Source organism: Paraliobacillus sp. JSM ZJ581, assembly GCF_044383835.1.
In the GTDB taxonomy this organism is placed as follows: Bacteria; Bacillota; Bacilli; order Bacillales; family Amphibacillaceae; genus Paraliobacillus.
The window spans coordinates 53854-73050 of record NZ_JBISEP010000005.1 but is presented as its reverse complement, the minus strand read 5'-3'; the positions used below and the strand labels follow the sequence as shown (position 1 = coordinate 73050).

At 35.0% G+C, this 19197-nt stretch carries 22 protein-coding genes; 13 read left to right on the top strand and 9 right to left on the bottom strand.

What is annotated here, in order from left to right; translation table 11 throughout:
• Positions 1-6: 6 nt before the first annotated feature.
• Positions 7-888, bottom strand: coding sequence for a TetR/AcrR family transcriptional regulator (locus ACH6CY_RS04850; protein WP_374066139.1), 882 nt, complete (start codon positions 886-888; stop codon positions 7-9).
• Between the two features lie 298 nt (positions 889-1186).
• On the opposite strand from ACH6CY_RS04850, the gene ACH6CY_RS04845 reads away from it, so the two are divergent.
• From ACH6CY_RS04845 to adhE, 3 genes are all read left to right on the top strand, one after another.
• Entirely contained in the window at positions 1187-1615 is a 429-nt protein-coding gene (locus tag ACH6CY_RS04845) for a pyridoxamine 5'-phosphate oxidase family protein (protein WP_374066138.1), read from the top strand.
• A 535-nt stretch (positions 1616-2150) separates the two neighbouring features.
• The gene (locus tag ACH6CY_RS04840) at positions 2151-2378 is read left to right on the top strand and encodes a hypothetical protein (protein WP_374066137.1); all 228 of its coding nucleotides are present in this window, start codon (positions 2151-2153) and stop codon (positions 2376-2378) included.
• A gap of 58 nt (positions 2379-2436) precedes the next feature.
• On the top strand, positions 2437-5034 hold the full coding sequence (gene adhE, locus ACH6CY_RS04835) for a bifunctional acetaldehyde-CoA/alcohol dehydrogenase (RefSeq protein ID WP_374066136.1): 2598 nt from the start codon (positions 2437-2439) through the stop codon (positions 5032-5034).
• Positions 5035-5133: 99 nt separating this feature from the next.
• Here adhE and ACH6CY_RS04830 read toward each other — a convergent pair whose 3' ends face one another.
• From ACH6CY_RS04830 to ACH6CY_RS04805, 6 genes are all read right to left on the bottom strand, one after another.
• Positions 5134-6081 (bottom strand): nucleoside hydrolase, encoded by a 948-nt coding sequence (locus tag ACH6CY_RS04830; protein ID WP_374066135.1) that lies wholly within the window; start codon positions 6079-6081, stop codon positions 5134-5136.
• Positions 6082-6095: 14 nt separating this feature from the next.
• Complete coding sequence (locus ACH6CY_RS04825; protein ID WP_374066134.1) at positions 6096-7034, bottom strand: nucleoside hydrolase; 939 nt, start codon at positions 7032-7034, stop codon at positions 6096-6098.
• Positions 7035-7108: 74 nt separating this feature from the next.
• Positions 7109-7780 (bottom strand): lysozyme family protein, encoded by a 672-nt coding sequence (locus ACH6CY_RS04820; RefSeq protein ID WP_374066133.1) that lies wholly within the window; start codon positions 7778-7780, stop codon positions 7109-7111.
• A gap of 88 nt (positions 7781-7868) precedes the next feature.
• The gene (locus tag ACH6CY_RS04815) at positions 7869-8126 is read right to left on the bottom strand and encodes a hypothetical protein (RefSeq protein ID WP_374066132.1); all 258 of its coding nucleotides are present in this window, start codon (positions 8124-8126) and stop codon (positions 7869-7871) included.
• An 18-nt stretch (positions 8127-8144) separates the two neighbouring features.
• The gene (locus ACH6CY_RS04810; protein WP_374066131.1) at positions 8145-8711 is read right to left on the bottom strand and encodes a hypothetical protein; all 567 of its coding nucleotides are present in this window, start codon (positions 8709-8711) and stop codon (positions 8145-8147) included.
• A gap of 113 nt (positions 8712-8824) precedes the next feature.
• The gene (locus ACH6CY_RS04805) at positions 8825-9502 is read right to left on the bottom strand and encodes a BMQ_0737 family morphogenetic spore coat protein (RefSeq protein ID WP_374066130.1); all 678 of its coding nucleotides are present in this window, start codon (positions 9500-9502) and stop codon (positions 8825-8827) included.
• Between the two features lie 212 nt (positions 9503-9714).
• Between ACH6CY_RS04805 and ACH6CY_RS04800 the strand changes: the two genes are divergently transcribed.
• Positions 9715-10566 (top strand): hypothetical protein, encoded by an 852-nt coding sequence (locus tag ACH6CY_RS04800; RefSeq protein ID WP_374066129.1) that lies wholly within the window; start codon positions 9715-9717, stop codon positions 10564-10566.
• 224 nt (positions 10567-10790) lie between these two features.
• Entirely contained in the window at positions 10791-10955 is a 165-nt protein-coding gene (locus ACH6CY_RS04795) for a hypothetical protein (protein WP_374066128.1), read from the top strand.
• A 140-nt stretch (positions 10956-11095) separates the two neighbouring features.
• On the opposite strand, the gene ACH6CY_RS04790 is transcribed toward ACH6CY_RS04795, so the two are convergent.
• The gene (locus tag ACH6CY_RS04790; RefSeq protein WP_374066127.1) at positions 11096-11437 is read right to left on the bottom strand and encodes a DUF1360 domain-containing protein; all 342 of its coding nucleotides are present in this window, start codon (positions 11435-11437) and stop codon (positions 11096-11098) included.
• A 378-nt stretch (positions 11438-11815) separates the two neighbouring features.
• Here ACH6CY_RS04790 and ACH6CY_RS04785 point away from each other — a divergent pair, with 378 nt between their 5' ends.
• The 7 genes from ACH6CY_RS04785 to ACH6CY_RS04755 all read left to right on the top strand — a co-directional run bounded on the left by ACH6CY_RS04785 (position 11816) and on the right by ACH6CY_RS04755 (position 17358).
• Entirely contained in the window at positions 11816-13285 is a 1470-nt protein-coding gene (locus ACH6CY_RS04785; protein ID WP_374066126.1) for a catalase, read from the top strand.
• A gap of 69 nt (positions 13286-13354) precedes the next feature.
• Positions 13355-13957: a DNA-3-methyladenine glycosylase gene (locus tag ACH6CY_RS04780; protein ID WP_374066125.1), complete on the top strand. Its 603-nt coding sequence runs from the start codon at positions 13355-13357 to the stop codon at positions 13955-13957.
• Between the two features lie 67 nt (positions 13958-14024).
• Entirely contained in the window at positions 14025-14165 is a 141-nt protein-coding gene (locus tag ACH6CY_RS04775; RefSeq protein WP_374066124.1) for a hypothetical protein, read from the top strand.
• Positions 14166-14426: 261 nt separating this feature from the next.
• A complete protein-coding gene (gene ectA, locus ACH6CY_RS04770; protein ID WP_374066215.1) occupies positions 14427-14942 on the top strand; it encodes a diaminobutyrate acetyltransferase in 516 nt (171 codons plus the stop codon).
• Between the two features lie 67 nt (positions 14943-15009).
• Entirely contained in the window at positions 15010-16281 is a 1272-nt protein-coding gene (gene ectB, locus ACH6CY_RS04765; RefSeq protein WP_374066123.1) for a diaminobutyrate--2-oxoglutarate transaminase, read from the top strand.
• Positions 16282-16386: 105 nt separating this feature from the next.
• Positions 16387-16773 (top strand): ectoine synthase, encoded by a 387-nt coding sequence (locus tag ACH6CY_RS04760; RefSeq protein WP_374066122.1) that lies wholly within the window; start codon positions 16387-16389, stop codon positions 16771-16773.
• 144 nt (positions 16774-16917) lie between these two features.
• Positions 16918-17358, top strand: a complete 441-nt coding sequence (locus ACH6CY_RS04755; RefSeq protein WP_374066121.1) for a YueI family protein — start codon at positions 16918-16920, stop codon at positions 17356-17358.
• A gap of 54 nt (positions 17359-17412) precedes the next feature.
• Here the strand turns inward: ACH6CY_RS04755 and ACH6CY_RS04750 are convergent, their stop codons facing one another.
• Entirely contained in the window at positions 17413-18618 is a 1206-nt protein-coding gene (locus ACH6CY_RS04750) for an aminotransferase-like domain-containing protein (protein WP_374066120.1), read from the bottom strand.
• Positions 18619-18853: 235 nt separating this feature from the next.
• On the opposite strand from ACH6CY_RS04750, the gene ACH6CY_RS04745 reads away from it, so the two are divergent.
• Positions 18854-19186, top strand: a complete 333-nt coding sequence (locus tag ACH6CY_RS04745) for an ArsR/SmtB family transcription factor (protein WP_374066119.1) — start codon at positions 18854-18856, stop codon at positions 19184-19186.
• Positions 19187-19197 lie beyond the last annotated feature (11 nt).

Sequence of the window (19197 nt, the reverse complement as noted above, 5' to 3'; positions counted from 1 at the left end):
TCTCCATCAATTTAATTCGTTTAACAACTTTTCAAAAACGACGACATCATCCTTTGCCGATACATGTTGGTTTAAAAAAGAAAATAATGCTTTTAATAGGAAGATTCTTGACTTATCTTGTTCTAACTCCTGCTCAAACAATTGAATCGCATCAAGTATCTCTTCATAATCAACCACCTCTTGCTTTTTTTCTTTCACTTGATTTTTCAGTTTCCTTAACATTTGGTTTAATTGCTCTTGGATAGTTAATGGTTCTTGTTTCGAATACAACACATAATGTTGCATATGGTTTTGAGTAATAACAGGTTCTTTTCCTTTTCCCGCAGCAATAATCGCATCCATATTTTGTACAATTAGTTTGGCAACTTGATCCGATTTCAGCATCTGTTTTTCTTGAATCATAAACCCAACATACTCTTTAAGCATCCCTTGCAATGCCATCACCATGTCCCAAATGCTAGGCAGAATTTCATCACCATAAACCTGTAATAACATTTCCCGATGCCATCCTAGCATCTCAGCACGGACTTGCATTAGAAAGGGTTGCACCTGCTTATTCTTTTCTATCAATAAAGATTTTGTTAATAAATTAAAATAATCCTTATTTTTAACTATTCCTTCAAATTCAATTTCAATCATCTTTTCTAGTTTTTCAGTTGAAGCAATTGTCGTATCAAAATGAATGTATTTTGCTCGTTCTACCATATTATTGTGATTACATTTAAAAACATCTATAAGTAAGGCTTCTTTTGAATCGAAATATTTGTATAGCAGTCCTTTCGATACACCTGCATCAGTAGCAATTTCTTGCATAGAAGTAGCATGATAGCCTTTTTCTGAAAATAACTTCATTGCAGCATACATCATTTTCTTTTTCTTATTTGTCATTTCGTCCTCCCATACAACACAAAGTGACTATATGGTCACTTTTTTACTCGTTAGTTCATTTTAGAACAGATTAAATTATAAGCAACAAATGAATCATCTGTCAATTTAAACATCTTACCCATCTAAATACGCCATGTATAGACTGATCTATGTATCAAAATTAGTTGGCAAAATCATAGACGGATGAATCTGCTTACTAATTTCACTTTATGCATCGCAGCTTATTCACCATTGATCATGTATAAATTCAATTTCTTTCCTAACAATATGGAGAGAAATAATTTGGAGGCTAGATAAAATGGATAAGCAAAACATAAAAGAAATACTATTGAAGATTCTTAATGATCATCAAATAGGCACACTCGCTACAATTGAGGGTGACAAACCGTACTCTCGTTACATGACTTTTTTTCATGATGGGTTCACCTTATATACCGCAACAAATAAACAGACACATAAAGTAGAAGATATAAAGACTAACCCTCACGTCCATATCTTACTAGGATACACATTTGATGGTACAGATGATGCATATATCGAAATAGAAGGTAAAGCTTCCATTCATCAAGATGAAATGATAAAAAAAAGATTATGGAATGATCATTTAAAACCATGGTTTAAAGGCCCACAAGACCCGAATTACACTGTATTAAAGATCATACCTAGCGAGATTCGATTAAAAAATACAACAGATGGCCAAGTACATCATTTAGATTTGTCAACATAAGCTTCGGACAAGACAGGATCCTTTCATTGAGAATATAGACTAACACTATTAATATAGAAACCTAATCACCACTGTTGAAATACTCTCTCTTTTCGCAGGTACGGAATTGAATTTAGGTACACATAACGTGGATCAGTTAGACGTTTCACACTAATAAAAAGTGGACTATTACTCAATGCTTTATGATAGTCCATTTTTATTCGTTTACTATTTCGTTTTGTCTTCGCTTGATTCTTTTAATAAGTACACTTAGATATATCTCCTAGTCTATTCATGGCGTCAGCGTAAATGAAAAGGACACACCTTTTTATAGATCACTACCCTTATTATTTAAATTTCGACATGTTATCTTTTTTTAAACGTAATAATTATGCAATTCACTTTATAAAAAACCAACTCAAGTGTGCTATTTCTACTAAAAATCAATGATAACGCTTTATTGTGAAATGTTTCACAAACTTGTCACAAAACCTGTTTTTTGTAAGCGTTGTCAGATGTTATGATGAAATCAGAAAGAGCGAAGGGGTGATAAAAAATGATTTTACATCAGTGGAAAGACTTTAGTACAGATGCCGAATCTTATACACAGGAGAACTTCGAAAAGCAAGTTGATGATACATTCGAAGCCATGTATTTGGAAGAAAGCCAAGATATCCCAAGCTATATTTGGACAGAACATTATGTCGTGGTTATTAAGCCAAACACCCGCATGATTAAAGATGTATCTTTTGTCAAAGTCCCCCGTAACCCGTCGTTAAAGTAAGTAATTATTTTTGGGTTTTTATGCTCAATAATTTATATATTAAATAGGAGGTATTCACATGGTCTCAAAAGTGGAAAAAAAACAAGAGGTAACTGTTGCAGAAAGCATTGACAAATTGGTTGAAAACGCACAAGAAGCTTTAGCGGAGATGAGAAATCTAAATCAAGAACAAGTAGATCATATCGTTAAAGAAATGGCACTTGCTGGACTAGATCAACATATGCAATTAGCAAAATTAGCTGTTGAAGAAACTGGCCGCGGTGTCTATGAAGATAAAATTATTAAAAACATCTTTGCAACCGAATATGTTTACCATAATGTAAAATATGATAAAACAATCGGGGTTATTAGTACGAATGAACACGAAGGTATGATAGAAATTGCGGAACCAATCGGAGTTGTTGCAGGTGTTACTCCAGTAACGAACCCAACATCAACAACATTATTTAAATCAATAATTTCTATTAAAACAGGAAATCCAATTATTTTCGCTTTCCACCCTTCAGCACAAAAGTGTAGCGCAGCAGCAGCAAATATTGTGCACGAAGCAGCTGTAAAAGCTGGAGCACCAAAAAATTGTATTCAATTTATTGAAAAACCTTCTATTGAAGCAACACAAACATTAATGAAACATGATGGTGTAGCAACAATTTTAGCAACTGGTGGTCCAGGTATGGTTAAATCGGCATATAGCTCTGGAAAACCTGCGTTAGGGGTAGGAGCTGGTAACGTACCTTGCTATATTGAAAAATCAGTTAATGTAAAACGTGCAGTAAATGATGTCATTCTATCAAAAACATTTGATAATGGTATGATTTGTGCTTCTGAGCAAGCAATTATTGTAGATAAAGAAATTTATGATGAAGTGAAACAAGAAATGATTGATCACAGTGTGTATTTCTTAAGTCCTGCTGAAAAAACAAAAGTAGAAAAACTAGTAATTAATGAAGATACTTGTGCTGTTAACCCTGCAATCGTTGGTATGAAACCAGTGAAAATTGCTGAAATGGCTGGCGTTAAAGTACCAGAAAACACAAAAATTCTTGTTGCAGAGCTAACAGGTGTAGGACCTGAGCACCCGCTTTCTCGTGAAAAATTAAGTCCTGTACTTGCAGCATATAAAGTAAATAGCAATGAAGAAGGGATTAAGCGCGCGGAAGAAATGCTTGAATTCGGTGGATTAGGACACTCAGCTGTGATCCATTCCGCAGATCAAGACGTAATTGATGCTTTTGGCGCAAAAATGAAAGCTGGACGTATCATTGTAAATGCTCCTTCTTCTCAAGGTGCGATTGGTGATATTTACAATGCATATATGCCATCACTAACACTTGGTTGTGGTTCGTACGGTGGTAACTCTGTATCCACAAACGTAGGTGCAGTCCACTTAATTAACGTGAAAAAAATGGCGAGAAGGAATGTTAACATGCAATGGTTCAAAGTTCCACCAAAAATTTATTTTGAAAAGAACTCTGTGCAATATTTAGCAAAAATGCCTAAAATATCTAAAGCATTCATTGTAACAGATCCAATGATGGTTAAACTAGGCTATGTCGACAAAGTTCTTTATCATTTACGTAAACGTCCAGATTATGTACACTGTGAAATTTTCTCAGATGTAGAACCAGATCCATCAAAAGAAACCGTTATGCGCGGTGCAGCAGCAATGGATTCTTTCCAACCAGATGTTATCATTGCCCTTGGTGGTGGTTCTGCAATGGATGCTGCTAAAGGAATGTGGTTATTCCACGAGCACCCAGAAACAGACTTTAATGGAATAAAACAAAAATTCTTAGACATTCGTAAACGTGTCTATAAATACCCAGAGTTAGGTCAACGTGCACAGTTTGTTGCCATTCCTACTACTTCTGGTACTGGATCTGAAGTAACATCATTTACAGTTATTACAGATAAAGAAAACAATGTGAAATATCCATTAGCAGATTATGAATTAACACCTGATGTAGCTATTATTGATCCACAATTTGTTATGACTGTACCTAAATCAGTTACAGCAGACACTGGTATGGACGTATTGACACACGCAATTGAAGCGTATGTTTCTAACATGGCAAATGACTATACAGACGGCATTGCAATTAAAGCAATTCAGCTTGTATTTGAATATTTACCACAAGCTTACCGTGATGGCAGCAATGAACTAGCACGTGAAAAAATGCATAATGCGTCGACTCTTGCTGGAATGGCGTTTGCCAATGCATTCTTAGGTATTAACCATAGTCTTGCACACAAATTAGGAGCAGAATTCCATATTGCACACGGTCGCGCAAATGCGATTCTATTGCCACATGTAATTCGATATAATGCTAAAAAACCATCAAAATTTGTATCATTCCCTAAATATGAGCATTTCATTGCAGATCAACGTTATGCTGAAATTGCAAAAAATTTAGGATTACCTGCAAGCACACCTGAAGAAGGTGTAGAGAGCTTAGTAAAAGCTATCTATAAACTAGCAAAAGAATTAAACATTCCAATGAGTATTGCGGAAAATGGCGTGAACAAAAAAGATTTTGAAGCAAAAGTAGATTACCTTGCGGATCGCGCATTTGAAGATCAATGTACAACAGCAAACCCTAAATTACCACTTGTTACTGAATTAGCTGAAGTATATCGTAATGCTTTTAAAGGATAGTCTTCCCCCTAATATTTAATATAGAGAAACCCGGTATCATTCATTTGAATGATACCGGGTTTTATTTATAGTATAAAAATTGATTTTTTCTACTTGTCTTTACTGAATTGTCTTCAAGCATTTTAATAGCGCAGATTTAAAGCGCTCTCGATCCACTTGTTCACAAACGCGTACATTTGCTTTTTTTTCAAACCTGCCATTAATATCAACAACACTGTACCCTCTAGTTAGTTCCCCTTTTGTTTCAATATCTACAAAATAGGGAGTCGATTTCGTCATAATCGTTTCATCTGCCGCAATAGCCATCAACAGTGTATCTGGGTGTGTTGTTCCATCTAATCGATGCACACGTTTGTTAAATGCCTTCACGACTTGATTTATAGCAATAAAAAAAGATGATCCTTTTGTTTGTAGTTGCTCTATCTCCTGATGATCTTGATCATTCATGACAGAATATTGTGTGCACATTTCCCAGCCAACCATTGTCAGCGGCACGCCAGAATGGATGACAATTCGTGCCGCTTCTGGATCGACATAAAAATTATACTCTGCTGCCGGAGTGATATTTCCTAAATAATTATTTGTACCACCCATAATATAAATTTCTTTAATTTTAGGTACGATTGTAGGATCTTTCTTGATCGCCATTGCAATATTCGTTAATGGCGCAATTGCCATAATTGATAGTTCACCTGGGTTTTCATGTACTTTCCTTATTAAAAAATCAACAGCATGTTCTAACTCGGGACGCTGTTTTGCTTTAGGGAAATTGGCTCCTCCCATTCCATCCGAACCGTGTACATCTTCTACTGTACGATGCTGTTCACTTCCCAGTTGTAGCATTGGTGCTTCATGTCCTTTAAAAACAGGAACTTTTCCGCCTTTACCTGCCACTTCGATGGTGTATAACGCATTCTCTACTTCTTGATCAAACTGGACATTTCCACCAGTGATCATCACACCTTCCACTTGAAAGTGATGGAGCGCCATCAGTATCGCAATCGTATCATCACCAGCAGTATCTGTATCAATCACTACACGTTTCATTTTCACTCGTCACCTCACTTCACTTGTTGCGCTAATCCAGTAATATAATCAAAGAAAGCTTGAGCAGTTACATCATATACAACATTTACTTCTCTTCCATTTTCAGACTCAATCGTCCTTCCTTGACTTGGAACTTGTGTTAGCACTTTGCTTTTTACTGTTTTTGTCTTTACTAAGTCAGGTTTTCCTATGTAAGCAGTTGTTAGTACATCCCAAAGGTAATAGGTTGAGTTTGTTTCTACATGTACAAGTGGAGGAACTGCCGCATAACATTGACCCAGAAAATCTACACCTTCGTCTTTTCTTAACGTTGCCCATTTCCTACGAACATCTAATGTTAATGGCACTTGCTGTGTACTCTCTAATGCAATCATTTCTATGGTTATACCACTTGCCCATACACGCTGTACTGCTGCGGGATCCCAAAAAGCATTCCATTCTGCTGTGCCATCATGTTCTGGCTCTTGTACATTCCCTACCGCTTGGAAAGTTCCGCCCATCCAAACTAATTTTTCTATTTTATCTTCTATTTCTGGTGCTTCATCCAGCGCTCTAGCTAAGTCGGTTAACGGACCAGTAAATAGAAGAGTTGTCTTCTCTTCTGTCTCTAGCAGTTTCTCTACCATATGATGATGTGCATGAAGCGAACTTAGTGGCGTCTTCATTTCTCCACTTTCATTTAAAATTGGTAAAGCATCTACTACAAATGTATGCATTCGCCAATCACTTGGAAAAGGATTCTCTCCTCGTGAATTAGATTTAGCTACTTCTACAGGATAATTCGAGAATCGATCAATAATTTTTCGACTAGCGTCTGTACCAGGTTCTAAGTAACCATCGGCTGGAATTACCGATACACCTGTGAGTTCTACTTCTTTCATTTGTGTTAATAAGAATAAGGAAACAAGATCATCCACACCTGCATCATGATTAAAATAAACTTTTTTTGTCATACTTATACCCCTTTGTTATTTGATTATGAATAGTTTACTATATACACTTAACAAAATTCGAGCTTTTCACAATATTATTTTCTAACCAACGATACTTGCGCAACTTCCACTGTTTTCTCTGTATGTTCTAATGCTTTAGGTAAATAGTTAGAAACAGCATCTACGTAATAAATATCACCATAACACGCGTCATACTTTTTGGCTTCCTCACGTAAACAACTATATATCCCTGTATCCTTTAACTCTTGATATTTCTTCTGGGAAAATTCAATGGCCAGCGGTAATGAATATCCCTGCCCTTGTTCGTTAGCATAGTTGATAAAACCTAGACCAAAATTATAGGATTGCAAAGCTAATTCTAGATCACCCTTTGCTGCTTCCAATGTATCAATAAAGTAAGACACACCTTTTTCAATTGATTCTGTCGGTTCATTAATACAACCGATTTTCCCACACGCGCTTTCAGAAGCTTGCATCGGATCGTCTCCTCTGCCTCCAGATTCTTGCATCATTAAAGCTAAAACAACAGCTGTATACGATTCTTTACCTTCTTTAGCAAGTGCTTGCTCAACTAACGGTTGATAAGAAATAACTGCTTCTGTTAAAGGATAGCGATTTGATGGCTCACTTAACCGTTCACTAGAAAACAACGCAACTAGTATAAGTACGAAAGCAATGATGCACGTTGTACCTATTGTTAGATTAATAGTTTTTAACCATTTCTTTTTCCTTTTTTTCGTTGGCATCTTTATCACACCTTGTTTATCGATGTTGCATTAATTGTAGCACGTTTTTAGAAACAAAAGAAAAAAGAAGGTGAGTATCCCTTCCTTTTCAGTAAAATATTTTATTTAATTCGGTCAGCACGCTTTCAAAACTGTGTTTATCTTTTTCCATAACTTGTTCAATTTGATTTAAAATGTTTGATTCTCGTTGATTTGATAATGTTAGTCGCTCTTTATCCTTATACCACATTCTTTTTAGTAATAATAAATAAATAAGGTCTTCTATCACTTCATAATCCGTCTCCTCATTTAATAACAGTTCATTTAATTCATCTTTAATTTTCCCCCATAGCACATCTTGATTCACGATTTAGCTCTCCCCTTCTTAGCTTACTTGTATACTAATTTTATTATTCACCTGCACGCCTGATCTCGTTTCATCTGTATAGATAAATCCTTTTATAGAGCAATAAAAAGGATTATTGTTTTTCCAACTTATGCTGAAATCGGAAAATGATATTGTGGAAAAAGGATGCATCGGTTCATCTCCAATCCATTGAAACCAATATGTATGACTATCCTCATCACTTAACATTCGTTTCCAATTAACAGGAGTAAATTGACTCATTTGATTGTTTTCAGTTACATATTTTCCTGAAAACTGATATTCATTTTCGGTTTCAATTATAAGACCAATAGATACTTGATTAACCGGTTTCGACGTATGATTATGTATGGTTAAACTTCCAACGATAAGATTATCTTCATCTTTCAAACCCACCATATTACAACTGTATGAAAAATAAGCTAATAATTTCCCTTCCATTTCTACAGCTTGTTGGTCACTTGTTCTATTGTTATCCATCATCCGTTTAATTTTTGAAATAAAAGCTTCTCTTTGTAAATCTAACTCTTGTATTTTTTCCTCTATTATAGATGGTAATTCATTCACGTTACCGCCCCCTTTGTATCAATTTATGTTAAATAAACTAAAATATTAATTATTGGATAAAAGAAAAAAGACTATCCCAAAAGAAATAGTCTCACTGTTTACTAATCATCTAATTAAGAGCAACCGTTATTTGTTCCCGGAAAAACAACTGGACATTGTGGTGGAATAACTGGATTCGGGCATAGTTCTTCAAGAATATTATCCCTTGGCTCACAGAAGTTTGCGACTAATTCTAGTGTCACATCTGCTACAGTTTGCACGCTTTGACAAATATCTAAAGATACATCAACACTTTCTAAAGCAAATTCTGTACACTTCACACTTGCACTACAATTTACATCTGATATTCGAACAATTAACCTTGTTCCTTCTGGCGCACAAAGATATGCAGATTCGGGAATCGTTAGTTCAATTGGATCTGATGTTTCTATAAATTTATAACCTCCATCCAAGCCTCTGAACTCAATAACAACGTAAATTTTTTTGTCGAAGCTGACACGTTGAAGTTTTACTTTATTATCATCAATGATGAATTTACGATCTTGTCTATCTTCTGTTTCTTCTACTTCTATTTCATCATTTTGCGGTAATGGATTGCCATACTGATCAACTAGGTAACATCTAGTTAATAAATTCGTTATTGATGCAGCACATGGGTTAATCGTTATACCAGTTATATCTGATTGAGGGATATTTTGATTCAGAGTCGTTTGGAGAACCACCCAATCATACACTTTTTCGGCATTAAAACAGACTAGCTCTTGTCCTCCATTTAATGATAGACCTTGCATCTTATCTAACTCTCCTTTATACAAATTATTTTTCTTTCGATACTAAAGTATGTAAATAACTTATTGTTGCCTTATACAATAGTCTATTTTGCATGTATTAAATGAAAAAAGGTATCTATCACAGACTTGAGATATATTTGATAAAAGAAGCACACACATGATGACACAACATATAATTACAGTAGTATAGTAATGTTGGAGCTGACTTATTTATGAGCTATGATCAAAATGACATACAGTATTTACTACTGCAACAAAAGCACTATAAAAAACTAATTAAAAGCTATCAACGAAATGACATAAGCAAAGAGTACGCAGTATTAAAACAAAAAAACGACAAATTAACTTCGGAAATATGTGATCTACATGGGAAAATCCTTACTTTAAACGAAAAAATAAATAACCAAAAAATAGAGAGCAATAATCTAATTAAAAAAAATCAACGATTACAATATGAGCTAGAAAAAGAAAGAGAATTAAATACGATGACAGAGACGACAGATTTCTTACAATCATTCATTGTTGATGAAATATCTATTCACTTCCTAGCAATCTATCACCTATATAATCGATGGATTTCATTAGATCAACAAACAGATAAGGAGGTGCATAAAGTGACTGAATCTAAATTAAATCACACCGAAAATAATATTAATGAAAATAATTTTTTATCTACAATAAATAAAACAACAATTAACAAAAAAATTAGTAATTCCCCCTCACATCCTAAACCTTTCCATTTTAAAGATTTAAAATCTTATAAAAAAGCCTATTTACTTCCGGAAATGAATAAAATGTCCTCCCACCATAACCAAGCACTTCTACAAGCAAAAACAAAACAAATACAGAAATTAAAAGAAAAGCAATCGAAACAAACGGAAAGTTTAGATTCTTCTAAACCAAAAGCGGAGTTAGATCATTTAGAAATAAAAAATGATGATGTGATTGAACGGGCAGAAAAAAAAGAGACAACAAATAAATCTACTGTTCAAATAAACCAGACAAAAGCTCCAAAAGATAAAAAATCTGTATTTCGGCGTTTTCTTGATAAATTAATGGACTAATTACAAATGCTCCCCCACTTAGAAACAGTCCAAAATTTATTGAATGTGAGTAAAGCTTACGAATAAAACGTAGAATATCAAGATCTATATTGTTTTTATAGGTCTTGATACAATCATTCGTACAATATAGTACATAAAATAAATGCAAGCTTAAGTAGAGTTCAGACTGATTTCCATAAACTTTCTATCTAGTCGTGATAAATTTTCAAAAGGAGGTTAAACATATGCCCCAACGTAAAGTTATAAAAACCAAACCTGTTCGTCGTTCTAGTGGTTGTGGATGTAGTAAAAGAAGAATGAAAAGAAAGAAAAAAAATTCAGCTAATTCTGAGTCTTTAAGTACAAATATTAATGCAAATACAAGTATCATTGAAACTGACAAACAGTAGCTGCGCTCAATTATTTTCCACATCAGAGAACTCTATCTTCTTATCATGTAAAAGAAAAAGCGACCACACCAAACTGAACTGCCCCCCATTGTTAGATACTCTCTAACAATGGGGGGCAGTTCAGGTAATCGGTCGCTTCTTTACTTATTTAAAAAAACTTGTATGATACCAGCCAAAGCTGCAGTAGCTAAAACAACAATGATCGGTATAAAAATCGTTGGAGCTAATGTATATCCAGCAAATAAACCAATCGATGCCCACATACCTACACACCAATGACATGCTAGCATTTCACCAAGTATATAGCGAATACCTGTACCTTTTCCACTTATGATCACTTCAACTGTTTCATTATTTAACCTTTTTTCTTCTTCCACTTGAAAGTATTGACGCAATTTAATTGACACAAGATCAAAAACCAATAAACGCATACATCTAAAAGCAGCTAAACCTAACAGTATAAATTCAAATACACTTAACAATATACCCTCACCTCTTCCTTATTCACCTGACTGCTTACTTATTCTATTCCTTTACTAAATCAGTTGGTTAAGGCAACTATCACGCTTGGTACACTAGTTATTTAATTTTTGATTATTTGTCATATTTTTTTCATATATGATCCAGTATTTTCTCAAACTAAGGCAATAGGATGTTAAAGAAACAATGATTCTCTTCTAAAATGGATGATTCAGCATCGCCACTGTGCAATTACTTTTCCTTCTTTTAATAAACAAAGAAATTATCATACTTTTTACCTGTTATTTATAATAATTATTATTAAATATTGATTTTTATAATGTTTGCATTATAATTGGACATGAATCATTTAATTTTTAAGAAAGAGGTGTACATGTACAATGAGTAATACAAGAAAAAATCTTACCACAGCATCTGGAGCACCAGTTGGAGACAATCAACATTCTATTACAGCAGGACATCATGGTCCCACACTAATTCAAGACGTACACTTACTGGAAAAATTAGCTCATTTTAACCGTGAGCGTGTGCCTGAACGTGTAGTGCACGCAAAAGGAGCAGGTGCGCATGGTTATTTTGAAGTGACAAATAACGATATCTCAAGTTATACAAAGGCTGATTTTTTATCTAAAGCAGGAAAACAAACATCGATGTTTATTCGCTTTTCCACTGTTGCAGGTGAGCTAGGCTCTGCTGATACCGTTCGTGACCCACGTGGATTTGCAGTGAAATTTTATACAGATGAAGGGAACTACGATTTAGTCGGAAATAATACACCTGTATTCTTTATTCGTGATGCGATCAAATTTCCTGACTTCATTCATACACAAAAGCGGGATCCAAAGACACATTTGAAAGATCCAAATATGGCTTGGGATTTTTGGTCTCTCTCACCAGAATCCCTACATCAAATTACTATCCTTCACTCTGATCGAGGGATTCCAGCTACATTCCGCCATATGAACGGATATGGCAGTCACACATACAAATGGGTTAATCGAAAGGGAGAAGTATTTTGGATCAAATATCATTTTAAAACAGATCAAGGAATAAAAAATCTTGACCCCAAGCTTGCAAATCAATTAGCAGGTGAAAATCCAGATTACCACTTGGAAGATTTATATCAAGCTATTGAAGATGAAAACTATCCTTCTTGGACATTAAGCGTACAAATTATGCCTGAAGCAGATGCGAAACACTATCACTACGATCCATTTGACGTAACAAAAGTGTGGTCACATCAAGACTATCCACTGATTGAAGTCGGTCGTATGGTACTTAATCGTAATCCAAATAACTATTTTGAAGAAGTAGAACAAGCAGCATTATCACCAGCAAATTTTGTACCTGGAATTGAAGCTTCACCAGACAAAATGTTACAAGGACGGTTATTTAGTTATTCTGACGCACACCGCTATCGTATTGGAGCGAATCATCAATCTTTACCAATAAATCGTGCGAAATCAAGTGTGAATCATTATCAACGAGATGGAAATATGCGTTTTGACGGCAATGGAGGCGGTTCTGTCAACTATGAACCGAATAGCTACGACGGACCAAAAGAAACACCTGAAAATAAAATCAATCCCTTTAAAGTATCTGGTTTTGCCGATAGTGTAGATTATGATAATACTGATCACTACTCACAACCACGGGCATTATTCCGAGATATTATGAATGATGACGAACGGAAACGTCTGATTCACAATTTCGCTGATCATATGCGTGGTGTACGAGATGATCGAATTATTGAAAGACAATTAAAGGAATTCCATCGTTTAGCTCCAGAATTAGCAGAAGGCATAGCTAAGAAATTAAATACAGTTGTTCCTAAAGAAGTTAACCAATAAAATATGTTATGATAAAAGACACTGTCAATAGCCAGTGTCTTTTACAATGTTAGGAAAAGGAGTCGTTTCATGTCTGAAATTAACCAACTTACCTCATTGAACGAAGTATTCTATCAACTACCAACATTAACTTTGGCTAAACAGCTACTTGGCTGTATTTTAATAAAAGAAACAAGTGAAGGAACAGCCGCTGGAATGATTGTGGAAACAGAAGCTTATATCGGTCCTCAAGATCGAGCAGCTCATAGCTATCAAAATAAACGTACGAAACGCACAGAAATAATGTTTGGCCCTCCAGGTTATACGTATACTTACTCGATGCATACCCATTGCTTATTCAATGTTGTATCTGGTCAAGTAAATCACCCTGAAGCTGTTTTAATTCGAGCAGTTGAACCCTCTTTTAATTTACCACTTATAAAAAAACGACGACCCAAAATTCAAAAGGACACATATCTCACAAATGGTCCTGGAAAATTGACAAAAGCATTACAAATTTCGATGGAGGATTATGGACATCACCTTATCGCTTCCCCTCTATGGATTGCTACCAGAGCGCAAGACCATATCCCTATTTCCTGTGGCCCAAGAATCGGCATTGACAACACAGGCAATGCTAAATACTATCCTTGGCGTTTTTGGATAACAAACAACTCATTTGTTTCCAAATAAACCATTCTTTTTTAAAAAGAATGGTTTCTATTATTCGACACAGACTAGTCTTGAAAGGATGATAACAATGACCAGAAAAGACAACAAAACGGTAGCAAGAGCAGCGAATGTAACATTTTCTCAATCTGCTGCGGACAGTGAAGACAAAGAAGCATTAGATCGTATGAAACAAGCAAATAACAGAGTTGAAAGAAAACTTAAAGAGTGAAAACTCAAATTACCTACATGGTCTGATCATGTAGGTTTTTTTCGGGCGAAATAAATAGAATTGTAAGAATACTTAACAATATGCTAGCATTTTTAAAGCTACGCTACTCTCATTCATCTAATCCCGATTTTTACAAGTTTAAGGCAATTAATCCCTCGTAACCTCATTTGCGACTCCATTCATTTCCCTATAATATAATAAATGGAAACATGCTGACTTAATTATTTATTTAGTAACTATCCAAGAAAGGAGCTAGATATCATCAACAATCAAAACGTAACTGCCTCATCAACTGTAGTTCATTTAGAAAAACCAACAGTAAAAGATGGCGCAGCAATGTGGGAGTTAGTTAACCACTCCACATTAGATCAAAATTCTGCTTATAAATATATATTGATGTGTGAATATTTTGCAGAAACTTGTGTTGTTGCAAAATTAAATCATAAAATAGTAGGGTTTGTTACTGCATTTATTACCCCCGAACGTCCAGATGCAGTTTTCGTATGGCAAGTAGGTGTTGATTCTTCACAAAGGGGAAAAGGAATTGCATCAAAACTTTTGAATGAACTTTTACAACGCGAAGCCTGTAAAAAAGTTCGTTTTGTCGAAGCAACAATCACGCCATCGAATAAAGCGTCAAAAGCGTTATTTCATAAATTAGCTCATCAGCATGACACAACATGCGAAGAAAGCAAATTTTTCACCAAAGATTTATTTCCAGATCACTCACATGAAGAGGAATTAAAGTTCCGAGTTGGACCAATTGATTTAGTATAGAAAAATAGATTAACGGTACAGCATACTATACTTTATTTCGTATGCAAAAAATGAAGGAGGAAAATTTGTGAACGAAGATATGAAAATTTTTGAAAATTTAGAATCCGAGGTTCGTAGTTACGTACGTAGCTTCCCTACTGTTTTTACTAAAACAAAAGGATACAAAATGTGGGATAAATCCGGAAAGGAATACATTGATTTCTTTTCTGGTGCTGGCGCATTAAACTATGGGCACAACCATGATCATATGAAACAAAAATTAATTGATTATATAGCAAGTGATGGCATTACACATTCACTTGACATGGCTTCGACTGCTAAAGCAGACTTTTTAGAAAAATTTCAAGATGTAATTTTAAAGCCACGTGACTTAGATTATAAAATTATGTTCCCTGGACCAACAGGAACAAATACAGTGGAGAGTGCACTAAAGCTTGCTCGTAAAGTTACCGGTCGCACAGATGTTATTAGTTTTACGAATGGTTTCCATGGTATGACGATTGGTTCATTATCTGTTACAGGTAATTCAATGAAACGTAAAGGCGCAGGAATACCATTACAAAACGTTGTGACCATGCCTTACGATAACTATGTAGATGATCAAGATTCACTTGATTATCTCGAGCGCTTCTTAGAAGACGGTGGTAGTGGTGTTGCTATTCCGGCTGCCATGATTTTAGAAACCGTTCAAGGTGAAGGTGGAATCAATGCCGCTAGCTTTGAATGGTTGAAGAAAATTGAACGTGTATGTAAACGTTGGGGCATCCTGTTAATTGTCGACGACGTCCAAGCAGGTATTGGTCGAACTGGATCTTTCTTTAGTTTTGAACCAGCTGGAATAAAACCAGATATCGTTTGTCTGTCTAAATCATTAAGTGGTTATGGATTACCATTTGCTGTCACACTTATCCGCCCAGATATTGATATATTCACTCCTGGGGAACACAATGGTACATTCCGCGGAAACAACCATGCATTTATTACTGCAACGGCTGCACTTGATTTTTGGAAAAACGATGAATTAGAAAATAACGTAAAAGAAAAATCACAAAAAATCTTAGATTTCCTAGAAAAAATGGTAGAAAAGTATCCTGAAATAAAAGGTGAAGTCCGAGGACGTGGATTCATGGTAGGTGTTGCATCAGAAGTAGATGGATTAGCCAATAAGATTGCTGCAAAAGCGTTTGAAAATGGCTTAATCATGGAAACCTCTGGCCCAAGTGATGAAGTATTTAAATTATTCCCTCCTTTAAACATTGATGATGAAGGATTGGATAAGGGGCTAGCTATCCTTGAAGCAAGCATTAAAGCCGCAATGAAAGAACCGATAACAAACTAATTAATCAAAACGTTAGTACTAAACATGGAAGTTCATGTACAAAAACGGAACAATGACACTTTTAATTTTTAAACTAAAATGGATAATGATACAGGAGGATCAAACATGAAGGTAGTAGCATTAGAAGAGATACTAGGTACGAAGCATGAAGTGGATGGAGGTAATTGGATTAGTCGTCGTCTGATTACAAAAAAAGATGGAATGGGCTATTCCGTAAATGACACCATCATCAAAGCTGGAACTGAAACACACATATGGTATCAAAATCATCTTGAATCTGTATATTGTATTGAAGGCGAAGGGGAAGTAGTAACATTAAGCGACAACAAGGTTTGGCCAATTGAAAAAGACCAGCTTTATGCCTTGGATAAACATGATGAACACTTATTACGTGCAAGGACAGATATGCGCATGATTTGTGTCTTCAACCCTCCACTAACAGGGAATGAAGTACACGATGAAAATGGCGTATATCCAGTAGATGAAGGATAGGGCAACAAACATCGAAAAGCATCTCAACGTAGCAAATATGTTGGGATGCTTTTTTAATCATTACTTTTAAATTAATTCATTTGTATTCAACCTAGCAAATCTATTATAATAACGAAGAAAGCTTCTTAGGGAGTGTTAGTTATCATGAAGAAAGATGTTGAGGATTATTTACAAGAGGGGATATATGGTGCGAAAGAAATCAATCCTTCAGAGCGTAAAAGTTTTCTAGGAACTTTACGTGAGCGTGTTGTTTTTGTATTAACTAAAGGTGAAGTAATGAAAGGCAAGGGGATAAAAGAATTAGAAAAAAAAATGATCAAAAATCCTAAAGCAAAGATTTTGCTAAATGGCAATATTACTTTTCGTTTTTTTAAACCTTACCGACAAATAGCAAGTAAACATAATACATTATATACAACTGTGAATAACCGTGATGCCGAATCAGATTATGGACTTGTCCTTACTTATGATCATGCAGTCGATTATAGTGATGAGGATATTATTTTTCAGGAGACGCCTGCTGTTGAAGCACCTAAAAAAAAGAAAACTTCTTTTTGGTCTAAACTGTTTGGTTCAAATAACTAATGTAAAGGCAGTTCAGATTCTTACTATTAGAATCTGAACTGCCTTTATATTGCTTTAGTTTGCTTTCTCATTCGATTGCATTTGTGCCTTCTTCATCACAGAAACTAATCGATTCATCCCCTCTTCAATCAAATCTGGAGTTGCATTTGTGAAATTAAGCCGCATCGTACTTTCTTTTGGATCTGAGACATAAAATGGCGCACCTGGAACAAATGCAACACCATGGTCGACTGCCGTTTGTAATAATACTGTGGTGTTTATCGTTTCTGGCATATTAATCCACATAAACATGCCACCTTTTGGTTCAATATAAGACATGCCATCAATATTCACTTGATCAAGTAGCCGTTTCATCACTAACATGCGTTGATAGTACGTATCACGAATTACTTGAATATGCTGATCGAGATCAAAATCTTGAATTAAATGAACAAGCGCATATTGACTAATAGCATTGGTATGAAGATCTGCAGCTTGTTTAGCCTGTGTCATTAAGCGAATAATTTGATGAGGGCCTACAATCCAGCCAATCCGCATAGCAGGAACAACTGTTTTTGAAAACGTACTAGTATATAAAACATATTTATTTTGATCCATGGATGCCAACGTTGGTGGTGTATCGTCTTGTTCAAATTGAATATCTCCATACGGGTCATCTTCTAGAACAACTACATGATATTTATGAGCTAATTGTAATAGTGCTTTTCTTCTTTCTAACGACCATACCTTTCCTCCGGGATTAGAATACGTTGGCACGACATAAATACATTTTGGCTTCAGCCGTCTGATTTTATCTTCTAAGTCATTTTCCAACATACCATCTTGATCTGATTTAACCGGAATAACATTAGTTTCATAAGAAGAAAACACTTGCAAGGCCGCTAGATAGGTTGGATTTTCAGTTAAAACAACATCGCCCGGATTAAACATGATTCTCGAAAATAGATCTATCGCTTGTTGTGATCCAGAAGTAATTAATATATCTTCTGGCTGTCTTATAATCTTTTTTTGTTGTTTCATCCGGTCAGCTAACTGTTGTCTTAAATGATAGACACCCTCTGTTTCTCCATATTGCAGTGCCTTTCGATTAGATTGAATTGCTTTTTGATATGCGTTACTAACAGCATCAACTGGAAATAACCCTTCATCAGGTAATCCCCCAGCAAATGAAATGACATTTCCGTTATTCACAACTTTCAGTATATCTCTTACAGCTGACGACTTTAAATAACGCACTCGTTGTGAAAAGCCATACTTCATTACTATTCCACCCTTAGTTGATATTTTAGAAAAATCTGATAAATCCAAATATTTATTAATTATAACATGCTAGCAACCGAATACAAGTATTTTTTGTTACTTAAAAATTATTAATTATGTCCGGATACGCATAATAAACCAGGACTAACTTTACATTTTTTAATAAAATCATCACATTTCCATCTACAAAACTAGAAAAATAGTTTTATAATAGATAATAAGGAGTGTGATTGAAATGAAGTCAGCAGTAAAAACAACAGATGAAGCAAAAATCATTGTAAATCAATCAGAACAACTATTACCCATACTACAAGACGAGACGAAGACAAAAGAAAAAGCTAATTTTTATAAAGCATTAGGGGATGAAACAAGGTTACGTATTATTGGAATGTTGTTACTTGATAACCTTTGTATGTGCGAAGTAGTTTCTGGTTTAAATATTCCAACATCTACAATTTCTCATCACTTAAAGTTATTGGAAAGAGGGAATATCATAAGATCACAAAAAGAAGGAAGATACACCGTTTACTATTTGAATAAAGATAGCGTTCTTCCGTTTTTGCAATGAATTGCTCAGTG

Coding starts and splice junctions, on each gene's coding strand:
- ACH6CY_RS04850 (WP_374066139.1), bottom strand. CDS start 888: ATGACAAATAAGAAAAAGAAAATGATGTATGCTGCAATGAAGTTATTT.
- ACH6CY_RS04845 (WP_374066138.1), top strand. CDS start 1,187: ATGGATAAGCAAAACATAAAAGAAATACTATTGAAGATTCTTAATGAT.
- ACH6CY_RS04840 (WP_374066137.1), top strand. CDS start 2,151: ATGATTTTACATCAGTGGAAAGACTTTAGTACAGATGCCGAATCTTAT.
- adhE (WP_374066136.1), top strand. CDS start 2,437: ATGGTCTCAAAAGTGGAAAAAAAACAAGAGGTAACTGTTGCAGAAAGC.
- ACH6CY_RS04830 (WP_374066135.1), bottom strand. CDS start 6,081: ATGAAACGTGTAGTGATTGATACAGATACTGCTGGTGATGATACGATT.
- ACH6CY_RS04825 (WP_374066134.1), bottom strand. CDS start 7,034: ATGACAAAAAAAGTTTATTTTAATCATGATGCAGGTGTGGATGATCTT.
- ACH6CY_RS04820 (WP_374066133.1), bottom strand. CDS start 7,780: ATGCCAACGAAAAAAAGGAAAAAGAAATGGTTAAAAACTATTAATCTA.
- ACH6CY_RS04805 (WP_374066130.1), bottom strand. CDS start 9,502: ATGCAAGGTCTATCATTAAATGGAGGACAAGAGCTAGTCTGTTTTAAT.
- ACH6CY_RS04800 (WP_374066129.1), top strand. CDS start 9,715: ATGAGCTATGATCAAAATGACATACAGTATTTACTACTGCAACAAAAG.
- ACH6CY_RS04795 (WP_374066128.1), top strand. CDS start 10,791: ATGCCCCAACGTAAAGTTATAAAAACCAAACCTGTTCGTCGTTCTAGT.
- ACH6CY_RS04785 (WP_374066126.1), top strand. CDS start 11,816: ATGAGTAATACAAGAAAAAATCTTACCACAGCATCTGGAGCACCAGTT.
- ACH6CY_RS04780 (WP_374066125.1), top strand. CDS start 13,355: ATGTCTGAAATTAACCAACTTACCTCATTGAACGAAGTATTCTATCAA.
- ACH6CY_RS04775 (WP_374066124.1), top strand. CDS start 14,025: ATGACCAGAAAAGACAACAAAACGGTAGCAAGAGCAGCGAATGTAACA.
- ACH6CY_RS04760 (WP_374066122.1), top strand. CDS start 16,387: ATGAAGGTAGTAGCATTAGAAGAGATACTAGGTACGAAGCATGAAGTG.
- ACH6CY_RS04755 (WP_374066121.1), top strand. CDS start 16,918: ATGAAGAAAGATGTTGAGGATTATTTACAAGAGGGGATATATGGTGCG.
- ACH6CY_RS04750 (WP_374066120.1), bottom strand. CDS start 18,618: ATGAAGTATGGCTTTTCACAACGAGTGCGTTATTTAAAGTCGTCAGCT.
- ACH6CY_RS04745 (WP_374066119.1), top strand. CDS start 18,854: ATGAAGTCAGCAGTAAAAACAACAGATGAAGCAAAAATCATTGTAAAT.